General features: G+C 63.8%; 20 protein-coding genes, 4 tRNA genes and 1 pseudogene. 10 read left to right on the top strand and 15 right to left on the bottom strand.

The features are described from left to right. Positions 1-7: 7 nt before the first annotated feature. The 4 genes from ACIPK7_RS17165 to ACIPK7_RS17150 all read right to left on the bottom strand — a co-directional run bounded on the left by ACIPK7_RS17165 (position 8) and on the right by ACIPK7_RS17150 (position 3247). Positions 8-787, bottom strand: coding sequence for an ABC transporter permease (locus tag ACIPK7_RS17165; RefSeq protein WP_401089096.1), 780 nt, complete (start codon positions 785-787; stop codon positions 8-10). After that, the gene (locus ACIPK7_RS17160) at positions 784-1716 is read right to left on the bottom strand and encodes an ABC transporter ATP-binding protein (protein ID WP_138214796.1); all 933 of its coding nucleotides are present in this window, start codon (positions 1714-1716) and stop codon (positions 784-786) included. The genes ACIPK7_RS17165 and ACIPK7_RS17160 overlap by 4 nt, the downstream gene beginning before the upstream one ends. Positions 1717-1822: 106 nt before the next feature. Beyond that, positions 1823-2440 carry a glutathione S-transferase gene (locus ACIPK7_RS17155; protein ID WP_192432878.1) on the bottom strand — a complete coding sequence of 206 codons (618 nt, stop codon included), beginning with the start codon at positions 2438-2440 and terminating at the stop codon, positions 1823-1825. Positions 2441-2587: 147 nt separating this feature from the next. After that, positions 2588-3247: a transglutaminase family protein gene (locus tag ACIPK7_RS17150; protein ID WP_401089094.1), complete on the bottom strand. Its 660-nt coding sequence runs from the start codon at positions 3245-3247 to the stop codon at positions 2588-2590. A 246-nt stretch (positions 3248-3493) separates the two neighbouring features. Here ACIPK7_RS17150 and ACIPK7_RS17145 point away from each other — a divergent pair, with 246 nt between their 5' ends. The 3 genes from ACIPK7_RS17145 (at position 3494) to ACIPK7_RS17135 (ending at position 6951) form a co-directional block, all read left to right on the top strand. Next, positions 3494-5929 (top strand): acyl-CoA dehydrogenase, encoded by a 2436-nt coding sequence (locus ACIPK7_RS17145; protein ID WP_401089092.1) that lies wholly within the window; start codon positions 3494-3496, stop codon positions 5927-5929. Positions 5930-6048: 119 nt separating this feature from the next. Further along, positions 6049-6468: a PA2816 family glutamine-rich protein gene (locus tag ACIPK7_RS17140; protein ID WP_401089090.1), complete on the top strand. Its 420-nt coding sequence runs from the start codon at positions 6049-6051 to the stop codon at positions 6466-6468. Positions 6469-6540: 72 nt separating this feature from the next. Then, positions 6541-6951 (top strand): PA2817 family protein, encoded by a 411-nt coding sequence (locus ACIPK7_RS17135; protein WP_192432874.1) that lies wholly within the window; start codon positions 6541-6543, stop codon positions 6949-6951. 143 nt (positions 6952-7094) lie between these two features. On the opposite strand, the gene ACIPK7_RS17130 is transcribed toward ACIPK7_RS17135, so the two are convergent. From ACIPK7_RS17130 to ACIPK7_RS17115, 4 genes are all read right to left on the bottom strand, one after another. Further along, positions 7095-7170: transfer RNA gene (locus ACIPK7_RS17130), tRNA-Gly, on the bottom strand. A gap of 74 nt (positions 7171-7244) precedes the next feature. Then, a tRNA-Gly gene (locus ACIPK7_RS17125) sits at positions 7245-7320 on the bottom strand. A gap of 84 nt (positions 7321-7404) precedes the next feature. Then, positions 7405-7480: transfer RNA gene (locus ACIPK7_RS17120), tRNA-Gly, on the bottom strand. 2 nt (positions 7481-7482) lie between these two features. Continuing rightward, positions 7483-7558: transfer RNA gene (locus ACIPK7_RS17115), tRNA-Glu, on the bottom strand. A 215-nt stretch (positions 7559-7773) separates the two neighbouring features. Here ACIPK7_RS17115 and ACIPK7_RS17110 point away from each other — a divergent pair. Next, positions 7774-8544, top strand: a complete 771-nt coding sequence (locus ACIPK7_RS17110; protein WP_192432873.1) for a hypothetical protein — start codon at positions 7774-7776, stop codon at positions 8542-8544. Between the two features lie 48 nt (positions 8545-8592). Next, on the top strand, positions 8593-9255 hold the full coding sequence (locus ACIPK7_RS17105) for a glutathione S-transferase family protein (RefSeq protein ID WP_192432872.1): 663 nt from the start codon (positions 8593-8595) through the stop codon (positions 9253-9255). A gap of 105 nt (positions 9256-9360) precedes the next feature. Here ACIPK7_RS17105 and ACIPK7_RS17100 read toward each other — a convergent pair whose 3' ends face one another. Both ACIPK7_RS17100 and ACIPK7_RS17095 read right to left on the bottom strand, forming a co-directional pair. Then, positions 9361-9843, bottom strand: coding sequence for a GAF domain-containing protein (locus tag ACIPK7_RS17100; RefSeq protein ID WP_192432871.1), 483 nt, complete (start codon positions 9841-9843; stop codon positions 9361-9363). Further along, the gene (locus ACIPK7_RS17095; protein WP_192432870.1) at positions 9840-10736 is read right to left on the bottom strand and encodes an ATP-binding protein; all 897 of its coding nucleotides are present in this window, start codon (positions 10734-10736) and stop codon (positions 9840-9842) included. The genes ACIPK7_RS17100 and ACIPK7_RS17095 overlap by 4 nt, the downstream gene beginning before the upstream one ends. Before the next feature lie 92 nt (positions 10737-10828). Between ACIPK7_RS17095 and ACIPK7_RS17090 the strand changes: the two genes are divergently transcribed. Further along, the gene (locus ACIPK7_RS17090; protein ID WP_401089087.1) at positions 10829-13210 is read left to right on the top strand and encodes an ATP-binding protein; all 2382 of its coding nucleotides are present in this window, start codon (positions 10829-10831) and stop codon (positions 13208-13210) included. A 1-nt stretch (position 13211) separates the two neighbouring features. Here the strand turns inward: ACIPK7_RS17090 and ACIPK7_RS17085 are convergent, their stop codons facing one another. From ACIPK7_RS17085 to msrB, 3 genes are all read right to left on the bottom strand, one after another. Then, the gene (locus tag ACIPK7_RS17085; protein WP_192432868.1) at positions 13212-13682 is read right to left on the bottom strand and encodes a MarR family winged helix-turn-helix transcriptional regulator; all 471 of its coding nucleotides are present in this window, start codon (positions 13680-13682) and stop codon (positions 13212-13214) included. Continuing rightward, positions 13682-14164 carry a glutathione peroxidase gene (locus ACIPK7_RS17080; RefSeq protein ID WP_192432867.1) on the bottom strand — a complete coding sequence of 161 codons (483 nt, stop codon included), beginning with the start codon at positions 14162-14164 and terminating at the stop codon, positions 13682-13684. The genes ACIPK7_RS17085 and ACIPK7_RS17080 overlap by 1 nt, the downstream gene beginning before the upstream one ends. Positions 14165-14394: 230 nt before the next feature. Then, the gene (gene msrB, locus ACIPK7_RS17075) at positions 14395-14790 is read right to left on the bottom strand and encodes a peptide-methionine (R)-S-oxide reductase MsrB (RefSeq protein ID WP_081518626.1); all 396 of its coding nucleotides are present in this window, start codon (positions 14788-14790) and stop codon (positions 14395-14397) included. 291 nt (positions 14791-15081) lie between these two features. Here msrB and ACIPK7_RS17070 point away from each other — a divergent pair, with 291 nt between their 5' ends. The 3 genes from ACIPK7_RS17070 to htpX all read left to right on the top strand — a co-directional run bounded on the left by ACIPK7_RS17070 (position 15082) and on the right by htpX (position 17810). Next, entirely contained in the window at positions 15082-16293 is a 1212-nt protein-coding gene (locus tag ACIPK7_RS17070) for a pyridoxal phosphate-dependent aminotransferase (RefSeq protein ID WP_401089084.1), read from the top strand. A 28-nt stretch (positions 16294-16321) separates the two neighbouring features. After that, positions 16322-16762 (top strand): hypothetical protein, encoded by a 441-nt coding sequence (locus ACIPK7_RS17065; protein WP_401089082.1) that lies wholly within the window; start codon positions 16322-16324, stop codon positions 16760-16762. Positions 16763-16934: 172 nt separating this feature from the next. After that, a complete protein-coding gene (gene htpX / locus ACIPK7_RS17060; protein ID WP_081518629.1) occupies positions 16935-17810 on the top strand; it encodes a protease HtpX in 876 nt (291 codons plus the stop codon). A gap of 57 nt (positions 17811-17867) precedes the next feature. Here htpX and ACIPK7_RS17055 read toward each other — a convergent pair whose 3' ends face one another. Beyond that, a complete protein-coding gene (locus ACIPK7_RS17055) occupies positions 17868-18524 on the bottom strand; it encodes a thiopurine S-methyltransferase (protein ID WP_401089080.1) in 657 nt (218 codons plus the stop codon). 457 nt (positions 18525-18981) lie between these two features. On the opposite strand from ACIPK7_RS17055, the gene ACIPK7_RS17050 reads away from it, so the two are divergent. Next, positions 18982-19752, top strand: coding sequence for a DODA-type extradiol aromatic ring-opening family dioxygenase (locus tag ACIPK7_RS17050; RefSeq protein ID WP_401089078.1), 771 nt, complete (start codon positions 18982-18984; stop codon positions 19750-19752). A 93-nt stretch (positions 19753-19845) separates the two neighbouring features. On the opposite strand, the pseudogene ACIPK7_RS17045 reads toward ACIPK7_RS17050, so the two are convergent. Then, positions 19846-21578, bottom strand: a pseudogene (locus tag ACIPK7_RS17045) (DEAD/DEAH box helicase). Positions 21579-21644: the final 66 nt, after the last annotated feature.

The following is a 21644-nucleotide window of genomic DNA, read 5'->3' as shown; positions in this document are numbered from 1 at the left end:
GAAGCGCTCACTGGCGCATGCCGCGCCCACTCACCAGCAGGCGCACGCAGAAGATACACAGCAGCACCGTCGCCACCAGCATGAAGACCACCGCCGTCCCAATGCGGATGTCGGACACGCCGAGGATGCCGTAGCGGAAGGCGTTGACCATGTGCAGGATCGGGTTGGCCAGCGACACGGTCTGCCAGAACGGCGGCAGCAGCGTGATCGAGTAGAACACCCCGCCCAGGTAGGTCAGCGGCGTCAGCACAAAGGTCGGGACGATGGAGATGTCGTCGAAGTTGCGCGCGAACACGGCGTTGACGAAGCCGCCCATGGAGAAAATCCCGGCCGTCAGCACCACCACCAGCACGGTGATCCCCAGGTGGTGGATCTGCAGGTCGGTGAAGAACAGCGACAGGAGGGTGACGATCACGCCCACCGCCAGCCCGCGCAGCACACCGCCGCAAACGAAGCCGAGGAGAATGGTGTGCGGCGACACCGGCGAGACCAGCAGTTCCTCGATGTTGCGCTGGAACTTGCTGCCGAAGAAGCTCGACACCACGTTGCCGTAGGAGTTGGTGATCACCGACATCATGATCAGCCCCGGCACGATGTACTGCATGTAGGTGAAGCCGCCCATGTCGCCGATCTGCCGGCCAATCAGGTTGCCGAAGATGACGAAGTACAGAACCATGGTGATAGCCGGCGGCAGCAGGGTCTGCGGCCAGATGCGCAGGAAGCGGCGGACTTCGCGGTAGACGATGGTGTTGAGGGCGACCCAGTTGGCGCGCAGTTCGTGACTCATACCGCCACCTTCGACAGATTCTTCTCCACCAGCGACACGAACAGTTCCTCCAGGCGGTTGCTCTTGTTGCGCAGGCTCAGCACCTGGTGGCCCTGGGCGTTGAGCTGGACGAACAGCCCGTTGATGCCCAGCGACTTGTCCACCTGCACCTCCAGCGTGTGGTCATCCACCAGCCGCACCGGGTAGCCGTCCAGCTTCGGCGCCTCGCTCAGGGTGCCTTGCAGGTCGAGGTAGAAGGTCTCCACATGCAGCTTGTTCAGCAGCTTGCGCATGCTGGTGTTCTCCACGATGGTGCCGTGGTCGATGATCGCGATGTTGCGGCACAGCTGCTCGGCCTCCTCCAGGTAGTGCGTGGTGAGGATGATGCTGATGCCCTCCTGGTTGAGTTCGGTGAGGAAATTCCACATCGAGCGGCGCAGTTCGATGTCCACGCCGGCGGTGGGTTCGTCGAGGATCAGCAGGCGCGGCTCGTGCACCAGCGCGCGGGCGATCATCAGGCGGCGCTTCATGCCACCGGAGAGCTCGCGCGAGGCGGAGTTGCGCTTGTCCCACAGGCCCAGCTGGGTCAGGTACTTCTCGGCGCGGCCCTTGGCCACGCTCATCGGGATGCCGTAGTAGCCGGCCTGGGTGACGACGATGTCGAACACCTTCTCGAACTGGTTGAAGTTGAACTCCTGGGGCACCACGCCCAGGCAGCGCTTGAGGCCATACGGGTCCTTGTCCAGATCATGGCCGAACACGTTGACCGTGCCGCTGGTCTTGTTCACCAGGGTGGAGAGGATGCCGATGGTGGTGGATTTGCCGGCGCCGTTGGGGCCCAGCAAGGCAAAGAAATCGCCCTCGGCGACGTCCAGATCGATGCCCTTGAGGGCCTGGAAGCCGTTGCCGTAGGTCTTCGTCAGTTGACGGATGGACAGCGCGGAACTCATGGGTTTTCCCGTTGCAAGTCGGTGGAAAGACGCATGTCTTTGGAAAAAGGCCTGTTTGATAAGGCTACGCCGCGCGGATTGCAACCCTGGCGGTGCGCGCAGTCGTTCAGGTCAGGGCGGTCATCACCGCATCACGGTAGGCCGGGCGCGCCTTCAGGCGTTCGTACCAGGCCGCCAGGTGCGGCTGGGCCGGGCGCTCGATGGGCATTTCGAACCAAGCATAGATGAAGCAGCCCAGCGGAATGTCGCCAATGCCGAATTGTTCGCCGGTGAGGTAGGGCTGCTGCGCCAGGGTCGCCTCGGGAATGGCCAGCAGGTTGGCGCAGATGTCGATCGCGGCCTGAATGGCGTCCACGTCGCGCTGCTCAGGCGGTGTGCGCACGGTTCCCCAGAACACGGTGCGGAATGGCGTCGCCAGGGACGAGGTGGTCCAGTCCATCCATTTCTCGGCGCTTGCGCGTTGCTGCAGGTCCTGCGGGTAGAACTGCGGCGCGTAGCGCGCGGCGAGGTAGCGGACGATGGTATTGGATTCCCAGAGGACGAAGCCCTCGTCCTCCAGGGTTGGCACCACGCCATTGGGGTTCAGCGCACGGTATGGCGGGTCGTTGACCACGCCGAAGGCGCCGCCGGCGTCGATCCGCTCGTAGGCCAGGCCCGCCTCTTCCGCGCACCAGAGCGCCTTGCGCACATTGGAGGAGTTCTTCCGGCCCCAGATCTTGAGCATGCTGCGCCTCTCTTGTCGTCGTCATCGGATGAAGGCACGAGCTGAAGGCGTGACTTCGGATGACGGCACCCTACCGACAACGGCGCCAGGAAAAAAGACTCATCTACTGATGGTCACTATCGATTGCGTTCATGGGGGCGCTTGCGTTCATGTTTGAGCCGCTTCGCTGCGCAGGTCACCTGCAGGCAGCGCGTCGTCGCCGGCGAACAAGTGCGGGTAGCACTGCTTGAGGTAGCCGAAGAAGAACTCCTCGGGCACATCGGGGAACTGGCCGTGATCGCGCAGGTATTCCATGTGCCGCTCCCCTTCGCGATTGAACGGGTGGAAGACGCTGTCGTTACGCCCGTCGAACTCCAGCGGCAGCACGCCGAAGGCCTCGCACAGACCGATGTCGAAGGCCGGCGTGGCCTTGACCCAGCTGCCCTCGAGGAACAGCTCGGTGTAGCCGTGCATGGCGAACACTTCGCTGCGCAGCAGTTCCAGCAGGCGCGGCGTGGCCAGGTGGTTCTTCACATCAGCCAGACCGATGCGCGCGGGGATGCCGCAATGCCGGGCACAGGCCGCCAGCAACGTAGCCTTGGGCACGCAGTAGGACTGCCCCGCCTCAAGCGCATGGCTAGCCTTGAGCGTCTGCGGGTCGCGGCTGAACACGTAGGGGTTGTAGCGAATCTGGTCGCGTACCGCGTAATACAGGGCCACAGCCTGCTCCAGCGGGGTACCGCCATCGCCCCGGTGATTTAGAGCGAACTCGATTACCCGAGGGTGGTCACTATCAACGAAGCGGCTGGGCTTGAGGTATTGCTGCATGGCGCTGTCTCCGGGCTTTCATCCTTGATGGCGGCACCAGTCTAACCAGCGCAAGCGCCAGCCCGACAAGGCGATCCGGCCAAGCTGTCCGGCCATGCGGCCATCGGTCCGATTCGGCCAGCTAAGCTTCCGGTGCATTGTGAAGGGGCTCCTACAGGGAATACCTGCCGCTGTGCTCGCGCACTCTCGTTACCAAGCCCGCTACGGCCTGCTGTTGCCGCGTTGGGCTGTCATGGAGGAATCCGCATGCTGCTCGTCTGGTTACTGGTTCTGATCCTCGGCGTTGCCTGGCTCGCGCATCGCCGCGCCGCGCCTCTGAAAGCACTCGGCATCGTCGCCGTGTACCTGGCTCTGATGAGCCTGTTCAGCCATGCCCATGGCTGGATGGTGCTGTTGTGGCTGCTCTGGGCGGTGGTCGCGGTAACCCTGCTCGCCACCGACCTGCGCCGCAGCCTGTTCACTTCGCGACTGTTCGCCTGGTTCAAGAAGACCCTGCCGCCGATGTCCGAGACCGAGCGCGAGGCCATCGAGGCCGGCACCGTGTGGTGGGATGGCCAGCTGTTCAGCGGCCGTCCGGACTGGCACACCCTGCTGGGCTACCCCAAGGCACAACTGACCGAAGAAGAGCAGGCCTTCGTCGACGGCCCCACCGAGCAGCTGTGCGCGATGATCAACGACTACCAGGTCGGCAAGGACATGGACCTGCCGCCCGAGGCCTGGACCTACATCAAGAGCCAGGGCTTCTTCGGCCTGATCATTCCGAAGGAATTCGGCGGCAAGGGCTTCTCCGCCTTCGCCCACTCCCAGGTGGTGATGAAGCTGGCCACCCGCAGCGGTGACCTCGCCTCCACCGTGATGGTGCCCAACTCCCTCGGCCCGGCCGAGCTGCTGCTGCACTACGGCACCGATGCCCAGCGCCAGCGCTACCTGCCGCGCCTGGCGACCGGCGAGGAAATTCCCTGCTTCGCCCTGACCAGCCCGCAGGCCGGCTCCGATGCCGGCGGCATGACCGACGTCGGGGTAGTCTGCAAGGGCCAGTGGGAAGGCGAGGAAGTCATCGGCCTGCGCCTGACCTGGGAGAAGCGCTACATCACCCTCGGCCCGGTAGCCACCCTCCTCGGGCTGGCCTTCAAGTGCCATGACCCGGACCACCTGCTGGGCGAGCAAGAGGACCTCGGCATCACCCTGGCGCTGATTCCCACCAGCACCCCCGGCGTGCAGATCGGCCGCCGCCACGTGCCGCTGGGCGCCGCCTTCATGAACGGCCCCAACTCCGGCAAGGACGTGTTCGTGCCGCTGGAGTACATCATCGGCGGCCAGGAAATGATCGGCAAAGGCTGGATGATGCTGATGAACTGCCTGTCAGTGGGCCGCTCGATCTCCCTGCCGGCGGTGGGCACCAGCGCCGCCAAAGCCGGCAGCTATGTCAGCGGCCGCTACGCCCAGGTGCGCGAGCAGTTCAACGTGCCGCTGTCGGCCTTCGAAGGCATCCAGGAAGCCCTCGCCCGCATCGGCGGCAACGCCTGGATGATGGACAGCGCGCGCATCCTCACCGCCAACGCAGTGGACCTGGGCGAGAAACCCTCGGTGCTCTCGGCCATCCTCAAGTACCACCTTACCGAACGCGGCCGCGAGTGCATCGCCCACGCCATGGATATCCACGGCGGCAAGGGCATCATCATGGGCCCGAACAACTACCTGGGCCGTTCCTGGCAGGCCGCGCCGATCTTCATCACCGTCGAGGGCGCCAACATCCTCTCGCGCAACCTGATGATCTTTGGCCAGGGCGCCATCCGCTGCCATCCGTACGTGCTCAAGGAGATGGAACTGGCCCGCCGCGAGGACCAGGACCAGGCCGAGCGAGAGTTCGACGAGCTGCTGCTCAGCCACATCGGCTTCGCCGTCAGCAACGCCGCCAGCAGCCTGCTGCTGGGCTTGGGCTTCGGCAGCTTTGACCAGGTGCCGGGCGACCGCATCAGCCGTCCTTACTACCGCGCACTGAACCGCCTGGCGGCGTCCTTCGCCCTGCTCGCCGACTTCAGCATGATGATGCTCGGCGGCGAGCTGAAGCGCCGCGAACGCCTCTCCGCGCGCCTGGGCGATGCGCTGAGCCACCTCTACCTGGGCTCCGCCGCGCTCAAGCGTTACCACGACCTGGACAACCCGGACTACCTGCATCCGCTGCTGCACTGGGCCATGGAGGAAAACCTGGAGAAGGCCGAAGCCGCGCTGGCCGACCTGATCGACAACTTCCCCAACCGCGCCTTCGGCTGCCTGCTGCGCGTGCTGGTGCTGCCGCTGGGCCGTCGCCACCGTGGCCCGAGCGACGCGCTGGATGCCGAGATCGCCCACATCCTCGGCCGCCCGCTGAGCGACCCGGCGCTGCAGGCAATCCTCGCCGGTGCACATCTACCCAGTGGCCCCGATGATCCGGTCGCCAAGCTCACCTTCGCTTACGACCAGCTAGCTGCCGCAGCGCCCTTGCAGAAGAAGCTGCACAAGGCGCTCAAGGAGCACGGCGTCAATCCCAAGCCAGGGCAGTCGCCCATCGATGCCGCCGCCGAGGCGGGCGTGCTGGAAGCCGCGGAAGCGGAAACCCTGCACGCCGCCGAACGCGCTCGCCGCGCGGTGATCGACGTGGACGACTTCTCCAAGGAAGAACTGGCCGGCAAGGCCGATTGACCAACGTCATCCACCCCCGGGGCGCCTTCGGGCGCCCTTCTTTTTGTCCGACGCAAAGCAATGCCAGTTCGAGCTATCGGGTGCACACTCAAACAATCACCGCAATGGAGAACCGCACCATGCGTCGATCCCTTCCCCTCCTACTGCTGGCAATGCTGCTGGCCGGTAGCGCCCACGCCGATCCCTGGCTCTACCCCAGCCGCCCGCGCCCGGCACCCGCGCCCAGCCCGGTCATCGACCCGATCCAGCAACAGCAGGACAGCCTGCGCCGTCAGCAGCAGCTGCGGCAGAACCAGCTCGACAGCCAACGCCTGAACTACGAGGACCAGCGCCTGCAGATGCAGCAGCAGGACCTGCAGCGCCAGCAGGACAACCAGCAGCGCTGGAATGAGCAGCGCAGGCAGAGCGACCAGATGATCCAGCGCCAGAAGAACGAGCTGCAGCAACAGCAGTTGCAACAGCAGCAGCGGATACTCGACCAGCAACGCCAGCAGATCGACAACCAACGCCGGCAAATCCAGATGCGCCCGCTCCGCTGATCGCTCCGGCGGCAGCGACAGCGAAACCCGATATACTCCTCGGCCGTTTGCACACAGCTCCAGAGGAATCCCATGGCCAGCGCCTATCTCGACCACCACATCGCCCTGCTCAACCACCTGCGCATGATCCTTGGCGCCCTGGGCGAAGCCGAGCAGGTTCCCGAGGACAACCACGGCCTGTTTCTCGAACGCTTCGACGAGCTGCTGGTGGAATTGCCGCGCGATCCGGAAGGCGCCCAGTACCTGGGCCAGGACCTGATCAGCCAGATCTTCCACCGCTACCCGCAGATCGCCCACCTGATCCCGCGCGACCTGCTGTGGTTCTTCGGCGGCGATTGCCTGCACTACATGCCCGACGAAGAGCTGCAGATGTACCAGCAGCTCGACGAGCGTCGCTTCGAAGCCGAAGAAAACGGCGAGCCCTTTGACTGGAACCGCGAGAAGCAGGTGCTGGCCTTGCCGGATGACGCGCCGAAGCACTGACGGTCCGCTGGTGCGACGCGCCAGCCGCTGCGACGTAGCGCCAAACGCCAGAAACGAAAAAGCCCGCTATATACGGGCTTTTTCATGGGCGTTGTTTCTCTGCACAAACGAAAACGCCGCCCAACTGGGCGGCGTTTCGATTCTGGAGCGGGAAACGAGACTCGAACTCGCGACCCCGACCTTGGCAAGGTCGTGCTCTACCAACTGAGCTATTCCCGCATCAACTTGCTGTAACCTTCAGCGTTCGCCGGTGGTTAACGAAAACGCCGTCCTGATGGACGGCGTTTCGATTTTGGAGCGGGAAACGAGACTCGAACTCGCGACCCCGACCTTGGCAAGGTCGTGCTCTACCAACTGAGCTATTCCCGCAGCAACTTGTTGCAACCTTCAGCTTTCGCCGAAGGGTAACGCCATTTCATCTTTCGGTCACTGCCTTGGCGATGATCGAGAATCTGGAGCGGGAAACGAGACTCGAACTCGCGACCCCGACCTTGGCAAGGTCGTGCTCTACCAACTGAGCTATTCCCGCAATGGCGTCCCCTAGGGGACTCGAACCCCTGTTACCGCCGTGAAAGGGCGGTGTCCTAGGCCACTAGACGAAGGGGACGCGGCCCGGAACTTAACATCTTTCCGACTTCGCCGTTCCAGCATGTTCTGCGTTTCGCGTCGAAGTGGCGCGCATTCTAGGGACGCTTTGTAAGGTCGTCAACCCTCCAAAGAAATATTTTTTAAATCAAAGACTTCTGAGTAAAAACTGAGCTGCCGCTATCAGCAGTATCACTAAGACATTACACTCGGGAAAAACATCCGGAGCACTCCACGGTGTCGCCAATCGTCATTACGGTCCTGGTTCTCGTCGGTATCGCCCTGCTGGTCGCCATCGGCTACATCAATCATCTGGTGGAAAACCGCAAGCTGGAGCAGGCGCGCCTGAAAGCTGATCTGTCAGACCGCTGCCGGCGCTGCGCCGATGTGTCCGAGTCACTGCCCGGCCAGTTCATGTCGCCGGCGCTAAAGCTGCTGCTCAGCGGCTTCGAGCTCAACCTCAGCGAGCGCCTCCTCACTGTCGATAAACAGAATGCCGCGCTGAAGCAGCGCATCGAAGAGCTGCGTGGCCTGCTCGCCAAGGGCGAGACCATCCCGGTCAAGAATGCGCCGCAGCCGATTCTCACCGAGGCCAAGGCCAAGGACGTGCGATTCCTCTTTGAAGCGCTGCATGCCCAGCTCACGCGCTGCGCTCAGGACAACATGCTACCGCGCGCCGAAGCACAGAAGTGGGTGAAGGAAATCCGCCACCTGCTCACCCTCCTCCATATAGAGTTCTTCGGTAACCTCGGCCAGCAGGCACTCCAGCAAGGCCAGCCGCGCCAGGCACGCCTGGCCTTCGAACGCGGCGCGCAATACCTGCAGAAGCAGCCGGAGATCGGCCGCTACCAGGCGCAGCTCAAGCAGATGGAAGCCCAGCTAGCCCACGCCAACGCCCTGGTGCTGGAAACCTCGCAGCCCGCCCCGGACGAACCGAGCGAGCTGGGCGACGGCCTCAAGGCGCTGGACGAAGACGATATCTGGAAGAAGAAGAACCTTTACGACTGATTCGTCGTCGAATCAAAAACCCGGCCACCTTCGCCCCAGGAGCCTTGCATGAGCCTCGTCGTCTTCGGCGCCCCGCTTTCCCCATTCGTCCGCAAAGTCCGCCTGTTCGCGGCCGAAAAAGGCTTCGACTACCAACTGGAGAACGTCAACCCGTTCAACCAGCCGGACTGGTACCGCGAACTGAACCCGCTGCGCCGCGTGCCGGCCATCCGTGATGGTGACTTCACCCTCGCCGACTCCAGCGTCATCTGCCATTACCTCGAAGACCGTGACCCGCAGCGCGACCCGCTGTGCGGCACAGGAGCCGAGTCCCGCGCGCGGATCAACTGGCTGGAAAAGTACGCCGACTACGAGTTGGCGCCGTTGACCACCTTCACCGTGTTCCGCAACCGTCTGCTCAAGCCGCTGATGGGCAAGGTCTGCGATGAAGTGGCGGTAAAAGGTGCCATGCAGGAGAAGCTCCCGGAGCACTTCGATTACCTGGAGAAATGCCTGGGCGAGCAGCAGTGGTTCATCGATGACCGCTTCAGCCTCGCTGACATCGCCATCGCCTGCCAACTGGTAAACCTGCGCCACGGCGAGGAAGAGCTGGATGCCGAGCGCTGGCCGAAGCTGGCCGCACACTTCGAGCGCACCCTGGCCCGCCCTGCCCTGGCCGAGATCGTCCAGGGCGAGCTGCAGATTATTGCCAAGATCCTGGCCAAGCGCTGACCTGCCACCCTCTGTGGGAGCGGGCCATGCCCGCGAAGCGCGGACAAAAGTTCGCGCCTACGAAAAAGCCCCGCCTAGGCGGGGCTTTTTGTTGCCAGCGAACGATCAGCAGTCAGAGAGACGCAGGAAAATCTCCACCAGGCGCTCGATACCGGCCTGGTCTTCTGCGCTGAAGCGACCGACCGATGGGCTGTCGAGATCCAATACGCCGATCAGGCGCCCCTCCTTCACCAGCGGCACCACCAGCTCGCTGTTGGAGGCGCTGTCGCAAGCAATGTGGCCGGGGAAAGCGTGCACATCTTCCACACGCTGGGTTTCAAGAGTACGTGCCGCGGCGCCGCACACACCCTTGCTGAAGGGGATGCGCACGCAAGCGACCTTGCCCTGGAACGGGCCGAGCACCAGCTCTTCGTTGCGGTTCAGGTAGAAGCCGGCCCAGTTCAGGTCCGGCAACTCATTGAACAGGAACGCGGAAAACTGCGAGGCGTTGGCGATGAAGTCGCGCTCGTCGGCGAATAGCGACTCCGCCTGGGCGGCCAGCAGCGCATAACCGCCAAGGCCGGCACCGGCCTGTTGCAGATCGATCATGGGGTGTCTCCTTCCAGCAATTGTCGACCCACCCAATAGCGGGCGAATTGATAGGCACAGCGGCCATTACGGTTGCCGCGGCCGAGTGCCCAGCGGATGGCTTCCTTCTCCAGTTCCTCGTCCCAGGTCCAGGCGGCGAGCCCGGACTTCTGCGCGAGCGACTCGACCCAGTGGCGCACCACGCTCAGGAAGTGCTCCTGGGTAAAGGGGTAGAAGGACAGCCAAAGGCCGAAGCGGTCGGACAGGGCGATCTTGTCTTCGACGGCTTCGTTGGGATGCAACTCGCCGTCGACCATCTTCCAGTTCTCGTTGTCGCTCTGTTTTTCCGAAACCAGATGGCGCCGGTTCGAAGTGGCGTAGAGCAGCACGTTGTCCGGAGCCTGCTCCAGCGAGCCGTCGAGCACGCTCTTGAGGACGCGGAAATCGCCCTCGCCCGCATCGAACGACAGGTCGTCACAGAACAGCACGAAACGCTGCGGCAGCCCCTGAATCAGTTCGACCACACGCGGCAAGTCGGCTAGGTGGTCGCGTTCGATCTCGATCAGACGCAGCCCCTCACCGGCCAGCTCCGCCAGCAGCGCGCGCACCAGCGAGGATTTGCCGGTGCCTCGGGCGCCCCACAGCAACGCATGATTGGCCGGCTGGCCAGCCACGAACTGCCGTGTGTTGCGGGCAAGTTGCTCGCGCTGCCGGTCGACGCCCAGCAGGTCGTCCAGGCGCAGGTCGAGGCAGACCTTCAGCGGCTGCAGGTAGCCGCTGCGGCCGTCACGGTACCAGCGCGCCGCCAGACTGTGCTGCCAATCAACCGTTTCACGGACGGCGGGAAGCAAAGGGTCCAGGCGCGCCATCAGCACTTCGGCGCGGGCGAGAAAGTCGTTCAGACGGGAATCCACGCTTGTCTCCATATTCTCAAGGCGTAGTTTCGAGGGCAGACCCCGGAATTTCATCGCCTTCGGACTATCCCGACAGACGGTTCCGATGGGCTATGCTACGCCGCAGGAAAGCTTCTGCGAGGCGACGCTCCGCAACCATGGATATTGCGCTTACACATCGCCTCTCGTTCAAGCAGGCCAGCCTGACGGTGCTGGTGGCGTTCATCCTGGGCACCCTGCTCAGCCTCATCCAGGTAGGCGTCGATTATGCCAGCCAGGACGCCTCCATCAACCGCGAAGTGCGCGCCCTGCTGGACGTCAGCCATAACCCCGCCGCGCGCATCGCCTACAACATCGACGCCGAACTGGCCCAGGAGCTGGTCGTGGGCCTGCTGCGCTCGCCCGCGGTGATTCGCGCCGAGATCATCGACAACGCCAACGTGCCCCTGGCCAGCGCCGACCGGCCGCCGGCGGAAAGCCACCTGCGCGGCCTCAGCGACTTCCTCTTCGGCGAGCAGCGCTCTTACGAGGAACCGCTGTTCGTCGAGCATGCACCGGCCGAGTCCCTTGGCGTCCTGCGCCTTGAGATCGACACCTTCGTCTTTGGCAACGATTTCCTGCGCCGTGCCGGGATGACCTTCATCTCCGGCTTCGTCCGCAGCCTGCTGCTCTCGCTGATCCTGCTGGTGCTCTTCTATGCCCTGCTGACCAAGCCGCTGGTGAGCCTGATCGACGCCCTCTCCCGCCATGACCCGCGCTCACCCTCGCGCCTGCGCCTGCCTTGCCCGCGCGGCCATGAGCGCGACGAAATCGGCGTGCTGGTGGAGGTCACCAACCGCCAGCTCAATCGCATCTCGGTGGAGATGGAACAGCGCCGCGATGCCGAAGACCGCCTGACCCAATACCTGGAAGAACTGGAAAGCATCGTCGCCGCGCGCACCGCCGAACTGAAGGCGGCCAACGCACGCCTGACACTGTCCAACCAGGAGCTGGAACAGGCGCGGCAGACCGCCCTGGCCATGGCCCAGGCGCGTGGCAACTTCCTGGCCAACATGAGCCACGAGATCCGCACCCCGCTCAATGGCCTATTGGGCATGCTCGGCCTGGCGCTGGACGGCCCGCTGACCGCCGAACAGCACCAGCAGCTATCCATTGCCCACGACTCGGGCAAAGTGCTGGTGGAATTGCTCAACGATGTGCTCGACCTATCCAAGTTCGAAGCCGGCCAACTGGAGCTGGAGCAGATTCCCTTCGACCTCGGCACTCTGGTGGAAGACACCGCCAGCCTGTTGTCGCAGAACGCCGGCCCTGCCGTGGAGCTCACTTGCCTGATCAGCCCACAACTGCCGGCGCAACTCTCCGGCGACCCGACGCGGGTGCGCCAGGTGGTCAGCAACCTGCTGTCCAACGCCCTCAAGTTCACACGCCTCGGCCGTGTGGACGTGCGTGTCGAGCCGCTGGGCATCGGAACCAGGAATGAAGGCGTGCGCATCAGCGTACGCGACACCGGCATCGGCGTGGCACCCGAGGCCCTGCAGAAGATCTTCCAGCCCTTCACCCAGGCCGACGCCGGCATCGCCCGCCAGTACGGCGGCACCGGGCTTGGCCTGGCGCTGACGCGCAAGCTTTGCGAGGCGATGAAGGGCGAGCTGAGCGTCACTTCCGAGCCCGGCATTGGCAGCGAATTCATCGTCACCCTCCCCCTGCAGGCGCTGGAGCCGCCGCAGCCGCTGGCGAAGCTGAACGGCAAGCTCATCGTGCAATGCGCAGCCAGCAGCGGGCTGGCTGCGCTGCTGCAGAACTGGCTGCCGGAATGGGGGGTGGACTATCAACGCCTGGACATCGATGAAAGCCTCGCCAACGTAGAGCTGGACGCACTGCTCTCAGACTGCCCGGATTGCCTGGTCGTGCTGCGCCAGAACGTCACCAGGCCGGTGCTGTTGGTCACCGCTTACGGCAACTTCCTCGAACCCGAGCTGGCCCAGCGCCTCGCCCCGCTGCGACAACTGGCGCGGCCGTTGTCCCGCGCAGTGCTCTACCAGGCGCTGAAGCAGGCCTTCGAGCACCAGCCGCTGCCCTCATCGAAGACAGTTGGCGCCACCTCGCCAGAGCAGTTCTCCGCCCGCGTGCTGCTGGTGGAAGACAATCCCGTCAACCAGTTGGTCGCGCGCGGCCTTCTGCAAAAACTGGGCTGTCAGGTGGGCATTGCCATCAACGGGGAGGAGGCGCTGAAGCAACTCGACAGCGCCGACTTCGACCTGGTGCTGATGGACTGCAACATGCCGGTAATGGACGGCTACCAGGCCACCCGTGAAATCCGCGAAAGCGGCCGCTGGCCGGACCTGCCGGTGGTTGCCCTGACCGCCAACGCCCTGCCGGAGGAGCGTGAGCGGTGCCGCGCCGCCGGCATGGACGATTACTTGGCCAAGCCCTTCCACCGCGACGAGCTGGCGGCCATCCTCGAACGCTGGACCGGACCACAGCCGCGCAGCTGAGTCAGGCGTCCAGCTTCGACAACTGCAGCAGCAGGCTATCCAGCTGTTCGCGCAGGCCGCCGGTGACGCTCAGATCGATGCCGCTGCGGCACAGCAATTCTTCACGCAGCGGTAGTACCTTCTCGCGCAGTACAACTCCTTCGGCCGTCAGCCCCAAGTGCACTTCACGCTCGTCATGCTGCGCACGGCGGCGCTGCACCAGGCCCAACTGCTCCAGACGCTTGAGCAACGGAGTGAGGGTGCCCGAGTCGAGCATCAGGCGCTCGCCGAGCGCCTTCACCGACGGCTGCTGCGGCGGCTCGGCCTGCCACTCCCAGAGCACCAGCATGGCCAGGTACTGCGGGTAGGTCAGACCGAGCGCCTCGAGCATCGGCCGGTAGCCACGGATCACCGCGCGGGACACGGCGTACAGGCGGAAACACAGCTGGTTGTCCAGCTGCAGTTCAGCCGGCAGGGATACAGCGTCTTTCATCACAGCAGCGCTTCGATCTCGGCGGACAGTTGCTCAGGCTTGGTGGTCGGGGCGAAACGCTTGACCAGCTGCCCGTCCCGGCCGATCAGGAACTTGGTGAAGTTCCACTTGATGCCCTGGCTGCCCAGCAGGCCGGGAGCGCGCTTCTTCAGCTGCACATAGAGCGGGTGGGCTTCGGCGCCGTTGACATCGATCTTCTTGAACAGCGGGAAGCTCACGCCGAAGTTGAGCTCGCAGAACTGGGTGATCTCGCCTTCGTTGCCCGGCTCCTGCTTGCCGAACTGATTGCAGGGGAAGCCAAGCACCACCAGGCCCTTGTCCTTGTACTGCTTCCAGAGCTTTTCCAGCCCCTTATACTGCGGGGTGAAGCCGCACTGGCTGGCGGTGTTCACCACCAGCAGGGCCTTGCCGCCGAAGTCTGCGAGGGTTTTCTGTTCGCCCTTGATGGTGGTCACGGGAATGTTCAGCAGTGCATCGCTCATCGGACATGGCTCCTGGGAAGTGGGAAACCCAAGAATAGTGATCAATTAAATTGCACGCAATTCAATTGATCGCGAATCACCCGATGAATACGGCAACATCAGCATTCCTGTAGGAGCGAGCTTGCTCGCGAACAAGGTTACCGAGGGATAACGGAGCCGGGCTGTTCGCGAGCAAGCTCGCTCCTACGAAGAGCCCCAAAGAAAAGGCCCGCTCGTGGCGGGCCTTGAGGTCACTCTTTCGGCACCAGCTTCAGCGATGCCGAGTTGATGCAGTAGCGCAGCCCAGTCGGCCGCGGGCCGTCAGGGAAGACGTGCCCCAGGTGCGCATCGCACTTGCCGCAGCGTACTTCGATGCGATGCATGCCGTGGCTGAAGTCTTCCAGTTCCTTGACCACCTCGCCATTCACCGGCTGGAAGTAGCTCGGCCAGCCGCTGCCCGAGTCGTACTTGGCGTCGGAGTCGAACAGCGCAGTGCCGCAGCACACGCAGTGGTAGATACCGGGAGTCTTGGTGTCGTGGTATTCGCCGGTGAAGGCACGCTCGGTGCCGCCCAGACGGCAGACATGGAACTGCTCGTCGGTGAGTTCGTCACGCCAGGAATCCAGGGGCTTTTCCAGCTTTTCCATCGATCTGCCTCCATTAATGGAAAAAATGCCCGATGCCTCCTTTTCCGGGAATCGGGCCGCACGTATGATGCGCGTGGTTAACGTCATGTTCAGAATCTGCCGCACAGAGACGTTCTCGCGATAGAAAAGCCTTAAAAACTCTACTTTTTCGAGAATTCCACTGTTTTCCTGTCGATTTTCAGGGTCGATACCAGGGAAAAGCACTTCCGAACCCATCATTTGACGCCAGTCTGTCACCCGCGTTACAGCCTGCCAAGTCGCCGGCCGCGGACAATTTCGGAATCCCAGATCATGCAGGTCACCAAATCGAACAAGCTCGCCAACGTCTGCTACGACATTCGCGGGCCCGTGCTCAAGCACGCTAAACGCCTGGAAGAGGAAGGCCACCGCATCCTCAAGCTGAACATCGGCAACCCGGCGCCGTTCGGTTTTGAGGCGCCGGATGAAATCCTCCAGGACGTCATCCGCAACCTGCCGACCGCCCAAGGCTACAGCGACTCCAAGGGTCTGTTCAGTGCGCGCAAAGCAGTGATGCAGTACTACCAGCAGAAGCAGGTGGAAGGCGTCGGCATCGAGGACATCTACCTGGGCAACGGCGTGTCCGAGCTGATCGTCATGGCCCTGCAGGCGCTGCTCAACAACGGTGACGAGGTGCTGATCCCAGCGCCCGATTATCCGCTGTGGACCGCATCCGTCGCCCTCTCTGGCGGCAAACCAGTGCACTACCTGTGCGACGAGCAGGCCGGCTGGTTCCCCGACGTCGCCGACATGAAGGCAAAGATCACCAGCAACACCAAGGCCCTGGTGCTGATCAACCCGAACAACCCCACCGGCGCGGTCTACTCGAAGGAAGTGCTGCTGGACATCGTCGAACTGGCGCGCCAGCACAACCTGGTGATCTTCTCCGATGAGATCTACGACAAGATCCTCTACGACGAGGCCCAGCACATTTCCACCGCGTCGCTGGCGCCGGACGTGCTCTGCCTGACCTTCAACGGCCTGTCCAAGTCCTACCGCGTGGCGGGCTTCCGCTCCGGCTGGATCGCCATTTCCGGGCCGAAACACAAGGCGCAGAGCTACATCGAAGGCCTGGATATCCTGGCCAACATGCGCCTGTGCGCCAACGTGCCGAGCCAGCATGCGATCCAGACCGCCCTGGGCGGCTACCAGAGCATCAACGACCTGGTGCTGCCGGGTGGGCGCCTGCTGGAACAGCGCAACCGCGCCTGGGAGCTGCTCAACGACATTCCCGGTGTCAGCTGCGTGAAGCCCATGGGCGCGCTCTATGCCTTCCCGCGCATCGATCCGAAGGTCTGCCCGATCCACAACGACGAGAAATTCGTCCTCGACCTGCTGCTTTCCGAGAAGCTGCTCATCGTTCAGGGCACCGCTTTCAACTGGCCCTGGCCGGATCACTTCAGGGTGGTTACCCTGCCGCGTGTCGATGACCTGGAGCAGGCCATCGGACGCATCAGCAGCTTCCTGAAAAGCTACCGCCAATAACTCATCGCCAGTGAATCCCAGCGCATAAATGGACCTGCAGATCGACGACTTCTACAAGGATGCCGCTTCCGGCCTGCTGACCCTCTACCAGGCCTTCCCGCGCAAGATCGCCCTCTATGTCGAGGACCTGATCGGGCGGGAAGAGCCCGACGAGTTCGGCCTGCCCAGTACCCGTCACCAGTGTTGCCTGGGCGCGCTGCTGTGGCTGGCCGATGAAGGCTATCTGCGCTTCGAGGCAACCATTCGTTACGAAGCGCTGGATCAGGCGGTGCTCAGCGAAAAGGCCTTCATGCGCCTGACCCGCGTAGTCCTCCATGCGGTGCGCGACGGCGAGGAACTGCCGCCCAGCGTGCGCCGCGACCAGGCCACGCTGGCCAACCAGTTGCGCGAGGCACTGGCCGCCCGGCACGGTGAACGCATCGCGCGGCTGACCCGTCTACTCTTCGAGAGCGATCCGGGGCGCCCGTAATACGGGCAGGCGACACAAGTTGAAATAGTCCCCGAGTTGAATCGCCTGGGGGCCAACCGTATATACCCCGCATACTATTCAGCGATCCCGTGCCTGCCTGTGCCCGGCGATCCGGAAAGCCGCGACCCACTGCGGTTTTCGCCAATGTCACCGTGAGGAGAAGCTTTACGCCATGATGCGCATCCTGTTGTTCCTGGCCACCAACCTGGCTGTTCTGGTGATCGCCAGCATCACCCTGAAACTGCTCGGCGTGGACCGTTTCACCGGCCAGAATTACGGTAGCCTTCTGATTTTCTGTGCCGTCTTCGGCTTCGCCGGCTCCCTGGTTTCGCTATTCATCTCCAAGTGGATGGCGAAGATGAGCACCGGCACCGAGATCATCAGCCAGCCGCGCACCCGCCACGAGCAGTGGCTGCTGCAGACCGTGGAAGAACTGTCCCGCGAGGCCGGCATCAAGATGCCGGAAGTCGGTATCTTCCCTGCCTACGAGGCCAACGCCTTCGCCACCGGCTGGAACCGCAACGACGCTCTGGTCGCGGTCAGTCAAGGCCTGCTCGAGCGCTTCTCCCCCGAAGAGGTGAAAGCCGTGCTGGCCCACGAGATCGGCCACGTGGCCAACGGCGACATGGTCACCCTGGCACTGATCCAGGGCGTGGTGAACACCTTCGTGATGTTCTTCGCACGCATCTTCGGCAACTTCGTCGACAAGGCGATCCTGAAGAACGAAGACGGCCCGGGTATCGGCTACTTCGTCGCGACCATCTTCGCCGAGCTGGTCCTGGGCATCCTCGCCAGCATCATCGTCATGTGGTTCTCGCGTAAACGCGAATACCGCGCGGACGAGGCCGGCGCCCGCCTGGCCAGCACTGGCGCGATGATCGCTGCCCTGCAGCGCCTGCGCGCCGAACAGGGCGTGCCGGTGCAGATGCCCGACACGCTGCAGGCCTTTGGCATCAATGGGAACCTCAAGCACGGCCTCGCCGGCCTGTTCATGAGCCACCCGCCGCTGGAAGACCGCATCGAAGCCCTGCGCGCCGCTGGCCGCTAAGCTTCAAGGCAATCCAAAAAGGGCGACCCTCGGGTCGCCCTTTTTCATGCCTGCAACTCAACCTCGACGCAGCGCGAACACCACTTCGTCCAGGTGGCTGACGCCACGCTTGAGGAACTTCGGGTTTTCCACCAGCACGTCCACACGCTCAACCTCCTCCACTTCCCAGTCCTCGGCGAAGAGCCCGCTCACTTCCTCCGCCAGAACGGCAAACGGCGGGCCATCCATCTCGGCCTGGGGGTATTCCAGGCTGACCACCAGCCCACGAGCCTGATACGGGAGGATACGCTGCAGGTGCGCCGCATAGTCGGCACGCAGGTCCAGCGGCAGAGCGATCAGCGCCGCGCGGTCGTAAAGGCCACTGCACCCGGCCACCTGCCCGGCCGTGACGTCGAAGAAATCCCCCTGGAGAATCTCCAGGCGCTCGTAGCTGTAACGCCGCAAAGCGCCGTCGTCAGTGGTCTGCGGGGTGACACCCAACTCAGCGAAGAAGTCGACGGCGGCCCGCTCGGCCAGTTCGACACCCAGCACGCGATAACCCCATTGCGCTAGCCAGAGCATGTCCAGGCTCTTGCCGCACAGCGGCACCAGCACCTGCGATTCCTCGGGCAGCTCCAGGTTCGGCCAGTGCCGTTGCAAGCCGGGGTTCACCGATTGCTGGTGGAAGCCGATTTCATTGCGCGCCCAGCGCGACTGCCAGAATTCATGCTGCATACGTCACCTGTTCAAACACTGCGCATCGCACACGGCATCAGCCAGCGCCACCAGGCGCCACGCCGCTCGCGCTGACTATCTCCGGCTTCTAGGATCTTCAGCCGCACCTGGTCACCACGGACCCTCTGCACACATATCTCGGTGCCGTCCTCCAGGCGGAGGCAGTCGCCGATCTCGAGCATTAGGACTTGTTCAACTTGCTGCATAGCCGAATTCGCCATTCGCTTCGGAAATTTCCGCAAACTCTAACGCATCATCCGACTGACATCCTGCCAAAGCGCTCTATGGCGACTGCCTCCATGACTCTGCAACCGAGTTGGCACTCCCACGACGATGCGCTTCAAGGGTGAGCGCGGCCATAACAATCGACATAAACGATTATTTCGGTCAAAAACCTATACTGGATTTCGATCTTTACTCGCGTAAACATAGAGGCATTCAAGTAGCGAGGTTCGCCATGCTCCCTGCCCTGTTCATCTCTCACGGCTCCCCCATGCTGGCCCTGGAGCCCGGCGCCAGCGATGCGCCCCTGAAGCGCCTGGCCCGCGAGCTGCCACGCCCGAAGGCCATCCTGGTTGTCTCAGCCCACTGGGAAACCGCGGATCTGCGCGTGACCGCATCGCCCAAGCCGGACACCTGGCACGATTTCTACGGCTTCCCGCCCGAACTCTATGCCGTGCAGTATCCGGCCGCCGGCTCGCCGGACCTGGCCCGGCGTGTGGTCGAGTTGCTGGCCGAGGACGGCCTGACAGCCACCCTTGACCCCGAACGCCCGCTGGACCATGGCGCATGGGTGCCGCTGAGCCTGATGTATCCGGACGCCGATATCCCCGTCGTCCAGCTGTCCCTCCCCAGCCGTCTCGGCGCGCCCATGCAGCACCGAATTGGCGCGGCCCTGCGTGCGCTGCGCGAGGAAGGCATCCTGCTGATCGGTTCGGGCAGCATCACCCACAACCTGGGCGAACTGGACTGGCACGCCGGCCCGGAAGTCATCACGCCCTGGGCGAAGGCCTTCCGCGACTGGATGGTGGAGCACCTGGAAGCCGACGACGAAACCGCCCTGCTCGACTACCGCCAGCAAGCGCCGCATGCGGTGCGCAACCACCCGCGCGATGAGCACCTGCTGCCGCTGTACTTCGCCCGTAGCGCAGGCGGTTCGACGATGACGGTGGAGCACGCCGGCTTCACCCTCGGCGCGCTGGGGATGGATATCTATCGCTTCGGCTGAATACGCCCCCCCCCTACAGGGGAGGCCATCCAAGACCGGAAACGAAAAAGCCCCGCCAATGGCGGGGCTTTTTCATGCGCTGTGACTGACGAATCAGTCTTCGCGGTAACGACGCAGGCGCAGAGCCTTGCCAGCAACGCGGGTGTCCTTGAGCTTGGTCAGCAGACGGTCGAGGTTCTCTTCCGGCAGCTCGATCAGGCTGAAGGTCTCGCGGATCTGGATGCGGCCAATGGCCTCGCGAGACAGGCCGCCCTCGTTGAGGATGGCGCCCAGCAGGTTCTTCGCCTGCACGCCATCACGAGCGCCCAGGGCGGTACGGCAACGGGCCTTGCCTTCGGACGGCGGAGCCATGGTGCGCGGCGCGCCGCTGCGCTCCGGACGGTCGCCGCGCTCAGGGCGATCGCCACGCTCACTGCGCTCGTAACGGTCGCTGCGCTCACGCGGGGCGGCCGGGGTCAGCGGCTGTTCGCGGCGGACCGATTCCAGGTCCAGCGCCTTGCCTTCGGTCAGCTTGGCCAGCAGCACGGCGGCCAGGGTGTCCATGTCGGTACCCAGGCGACGGCACAGCTCGTCACGCACGGCGCCACGGCTGGCAACAGCGTTGGCCAGCAGCGGTTGCAGGCCGGTGGCCAGACGGTTCAGGCGCGCTTCGAGGACGGTTTCGGCGTCCGGCAGGCGAACTTCGCCAACCTTCTGCCCGGTCACGCGCTCGATCACCTGCAGCATGCGGCGCTCACGCGGAGTCACCAGCAGCAGGGCGCGGCCTTCACGACCGGCGCGGCCGGTACGGCCGATACGGTGTACGTAGGATTCCGGATCGTAGGGCATGTCCACGTTCAGTACGTGGGTGATACGCGCTACGTCGAGGCCGCGGGCAGCAACGTCGGTAGCGATGACGATATCCAGCGAGCCGTCTTTCAGCGACTCGATCACGCGCTCACGCTGGGCCTGCGGCATGTCGCCGTTCAGCGCGGCGGCACGGTAGCCTTGACGCTCGAGCAGTTCGGCGATGTCCAGGGTGGCCTGCTTGGTGCGGACGAAACCGATCAGCGCGTCGAATTGCTCGACTTCCAGCAGGCGCAGGATCGAGGCCGGCTTCTGGTCGGCGTGAACCATCAGATGCACCTGCTCGATGCGGGCGACGGTCTGGGTCTTGGCGGCGATGCGGACGTGCTTGGGTTCTTTCAGGTGGCGTTCGGCGATGCTGCGGATCGAGGCCGGCAGGGTCGCGGAGAACAGCACGCTCTGGCGGCTGGACGGCATGGCTTCGAAGATCACTTCGAGGTCATCCATGAAGCCGAGCTTGAGCATCTCGTCCGCTTCGTCGAGCACCAGGCTCTTAACGGTGGACAGCAGGTTTTCGTCGCGGCGCAGGTGGTCGCACAGGCGGCCCGGCGTGGCGACCACGACCTGGGCGCCCTGGCGCAGGGCTTTGAGCTGCGGGCCCATGGGCGCGCCGCCGTAGACGGCAATGACGCCGACGCCCGGCATCTGCTTGGAATAGGTTTCGAAAGCGGTAGCAACCTGCAGGGCCAGCTCGCGGGTCGGTACCAGTACCAGCACCTGCGGGACGCGACGGCTCGGCTCGATCTGCGACAGCATCGGCAGCGCAAAGGCAGCGGTCTTGCCGGTACCGGTCTGGGCCTGGCCGATCATGTCGTGGCCTTCGAGGATCACCGGGATCGACTGGGCCTGGATCGGCGACGGCTCTTCATAACCGACAGCGGCAATGGCAGCGAGAACATTGGGGTGAAGACCGAGCGCGGCGAAGCCGGCGGTTTCCTGGGTCATGGGTTTTGCCTCTAAGTACATCCGCAAAGACCCAATAGCCGAGCTGCGCATGCCCTGTACGACAGTGAAGTCACCCAGGCAGCTGGAAGCGGGGATTTGCG

It is taken from the genome of Pseudomonas sp. NPDC086581, assembly GCF_044746165.1.
In the GTDB taxonomy this organism is placed as follows: domain Bacteria; phylum Pseudomonadota; class Gammaproteobacteria; order Pseudomonadales; family Pseudomonadaceae; genus Pseudomonas.
Note: the sequence above shows the minus strand (reverse complement) of the source record. Positions and strands in the feature narration are given on the sequence as shown.

Coding starts and splice junctions, on each gene's coding strand:
- ACIPK7_RS17065 (WP_401089082.1), top strand. CDS start 16,322: ATGGACCTGCAGATCGACGACTTCTACAAGGATGCCGCTTCCGGCCTG.
- ACIPK7_RS17165 (WP_401089096.1), bottom strand. CDS start 787: ATGAGTCACGAACTGCGCGCCAACTGGGTCGCCCTCAACACCATCGTC.
- ACIPK7_RS17150 (WP_401089094.1), bottom strand. CDS start 3,247: ATGCAGCAATACCTCAAGCCCAGCCGCTTCGTTGATAGTGACCACCCT.
- ACIPK7_RS17140 (WP_401089090.1), top strand. CDS start 6,049: ATGCGTCGATCCCTTCCCCTCCTACTGCTGGCAATGCTGCTGGCCGGT.
- ACIPK7_RS17100 (WP_192432871.1), bottom strand. CDS start 9,843: ATGATCGATCTGCAACAGGCCGGTGCCGGCCTTGGCGGTTATGCGCTG.
- ACIPK7_RS17085 (WP_192432868.1), bottom strand. CDS start 13,682: ATGAAAGACGCTGTATCCCTGCCGGCTGAACTGCAGCTGGACAACCAG.
- ACIPK7_RS17145 (WP_401089092.1), top strand. CDS start 3,494: ATGCTGCTCGTCTGGTTACTGGTTCTGATCCTCGGCGTTGCCTGGCTC.
- ACIPK7_RS17105 (WP_192432872.1), top strand. CDS start 8,593: ATGAGCCTCGTCGTCTTCGGCGCCCCGCTTTCCCCATTCGTCCGCAAA.
- ACIPK7_RS17135 (WP_192432874.1), top strand. CDS start 6,541: ATGGCCAGCGCCTATCTCGACCACCACATCGCCCTGCTCAACCACCTG.
- ACIPK7_RS17050 (WP_401089078.1), top strand. CDS start 18,982: ATGCTCCCTGCCCTGTTCATCTCTCACGGCTCCCCCATGCTGGCCCTG.
- ACIPK7_RS17160 (WP_138214796.1), bottom strand. CDS start 1,716: ATGAGTTCCGCGCTGTCCATCCGTCAACTGACGAAGACCTACGGCAAC.
- msrB (WP_081518626.1), bottom strand. CDS start 14,790: ATGGAAAAGCTGGAAAAGCCCCTGGATTCCTGGCGTGACGAACTCACC.
- ACIPK7_RS17090 (WP_401089087.1), top strand. CDS start 10,829: ATGCTACGCCGCAGGAAAGCTTCTGCGAGGCGACGCTCCGCAACCATG.
- ACIPK7_RS17055 (WP_401089080.1), bottom strand. CDS start 18,524: ATGCAGCATGAATTCTGGCAGTCGCGCTGGGCGCGCAATGAAATCGGC.
- ACIPK7_RS17070 (WP_401089084.1), top strand. CDS start 15,082: ATGCAGGTCACCAAATCGAACAAGCTCGCCAACGTCTGCTACGACATT.
- ACIPK7_RS17155 (WP_192432878.1), bottom strand. CDS start 2,440: ATGCTCAAGATCTGGGGCCGGAAGAACTCCTCCAATGTGCGCAAGGCG.
- htpX (WP_081518629.1), top strand. CDS start 16,935: ATGATGCGCATCCTGTTGTTCCTGGCCACCAACCTGGCTGTTCTGGTG.
- ACIPK7_RS17080 (WP_192432867.1), bottom strand. CDS start 14,164: ATGAGCGATGCACTGCTGAACATTCCCGTGACCACCATCAAGGGCGAA.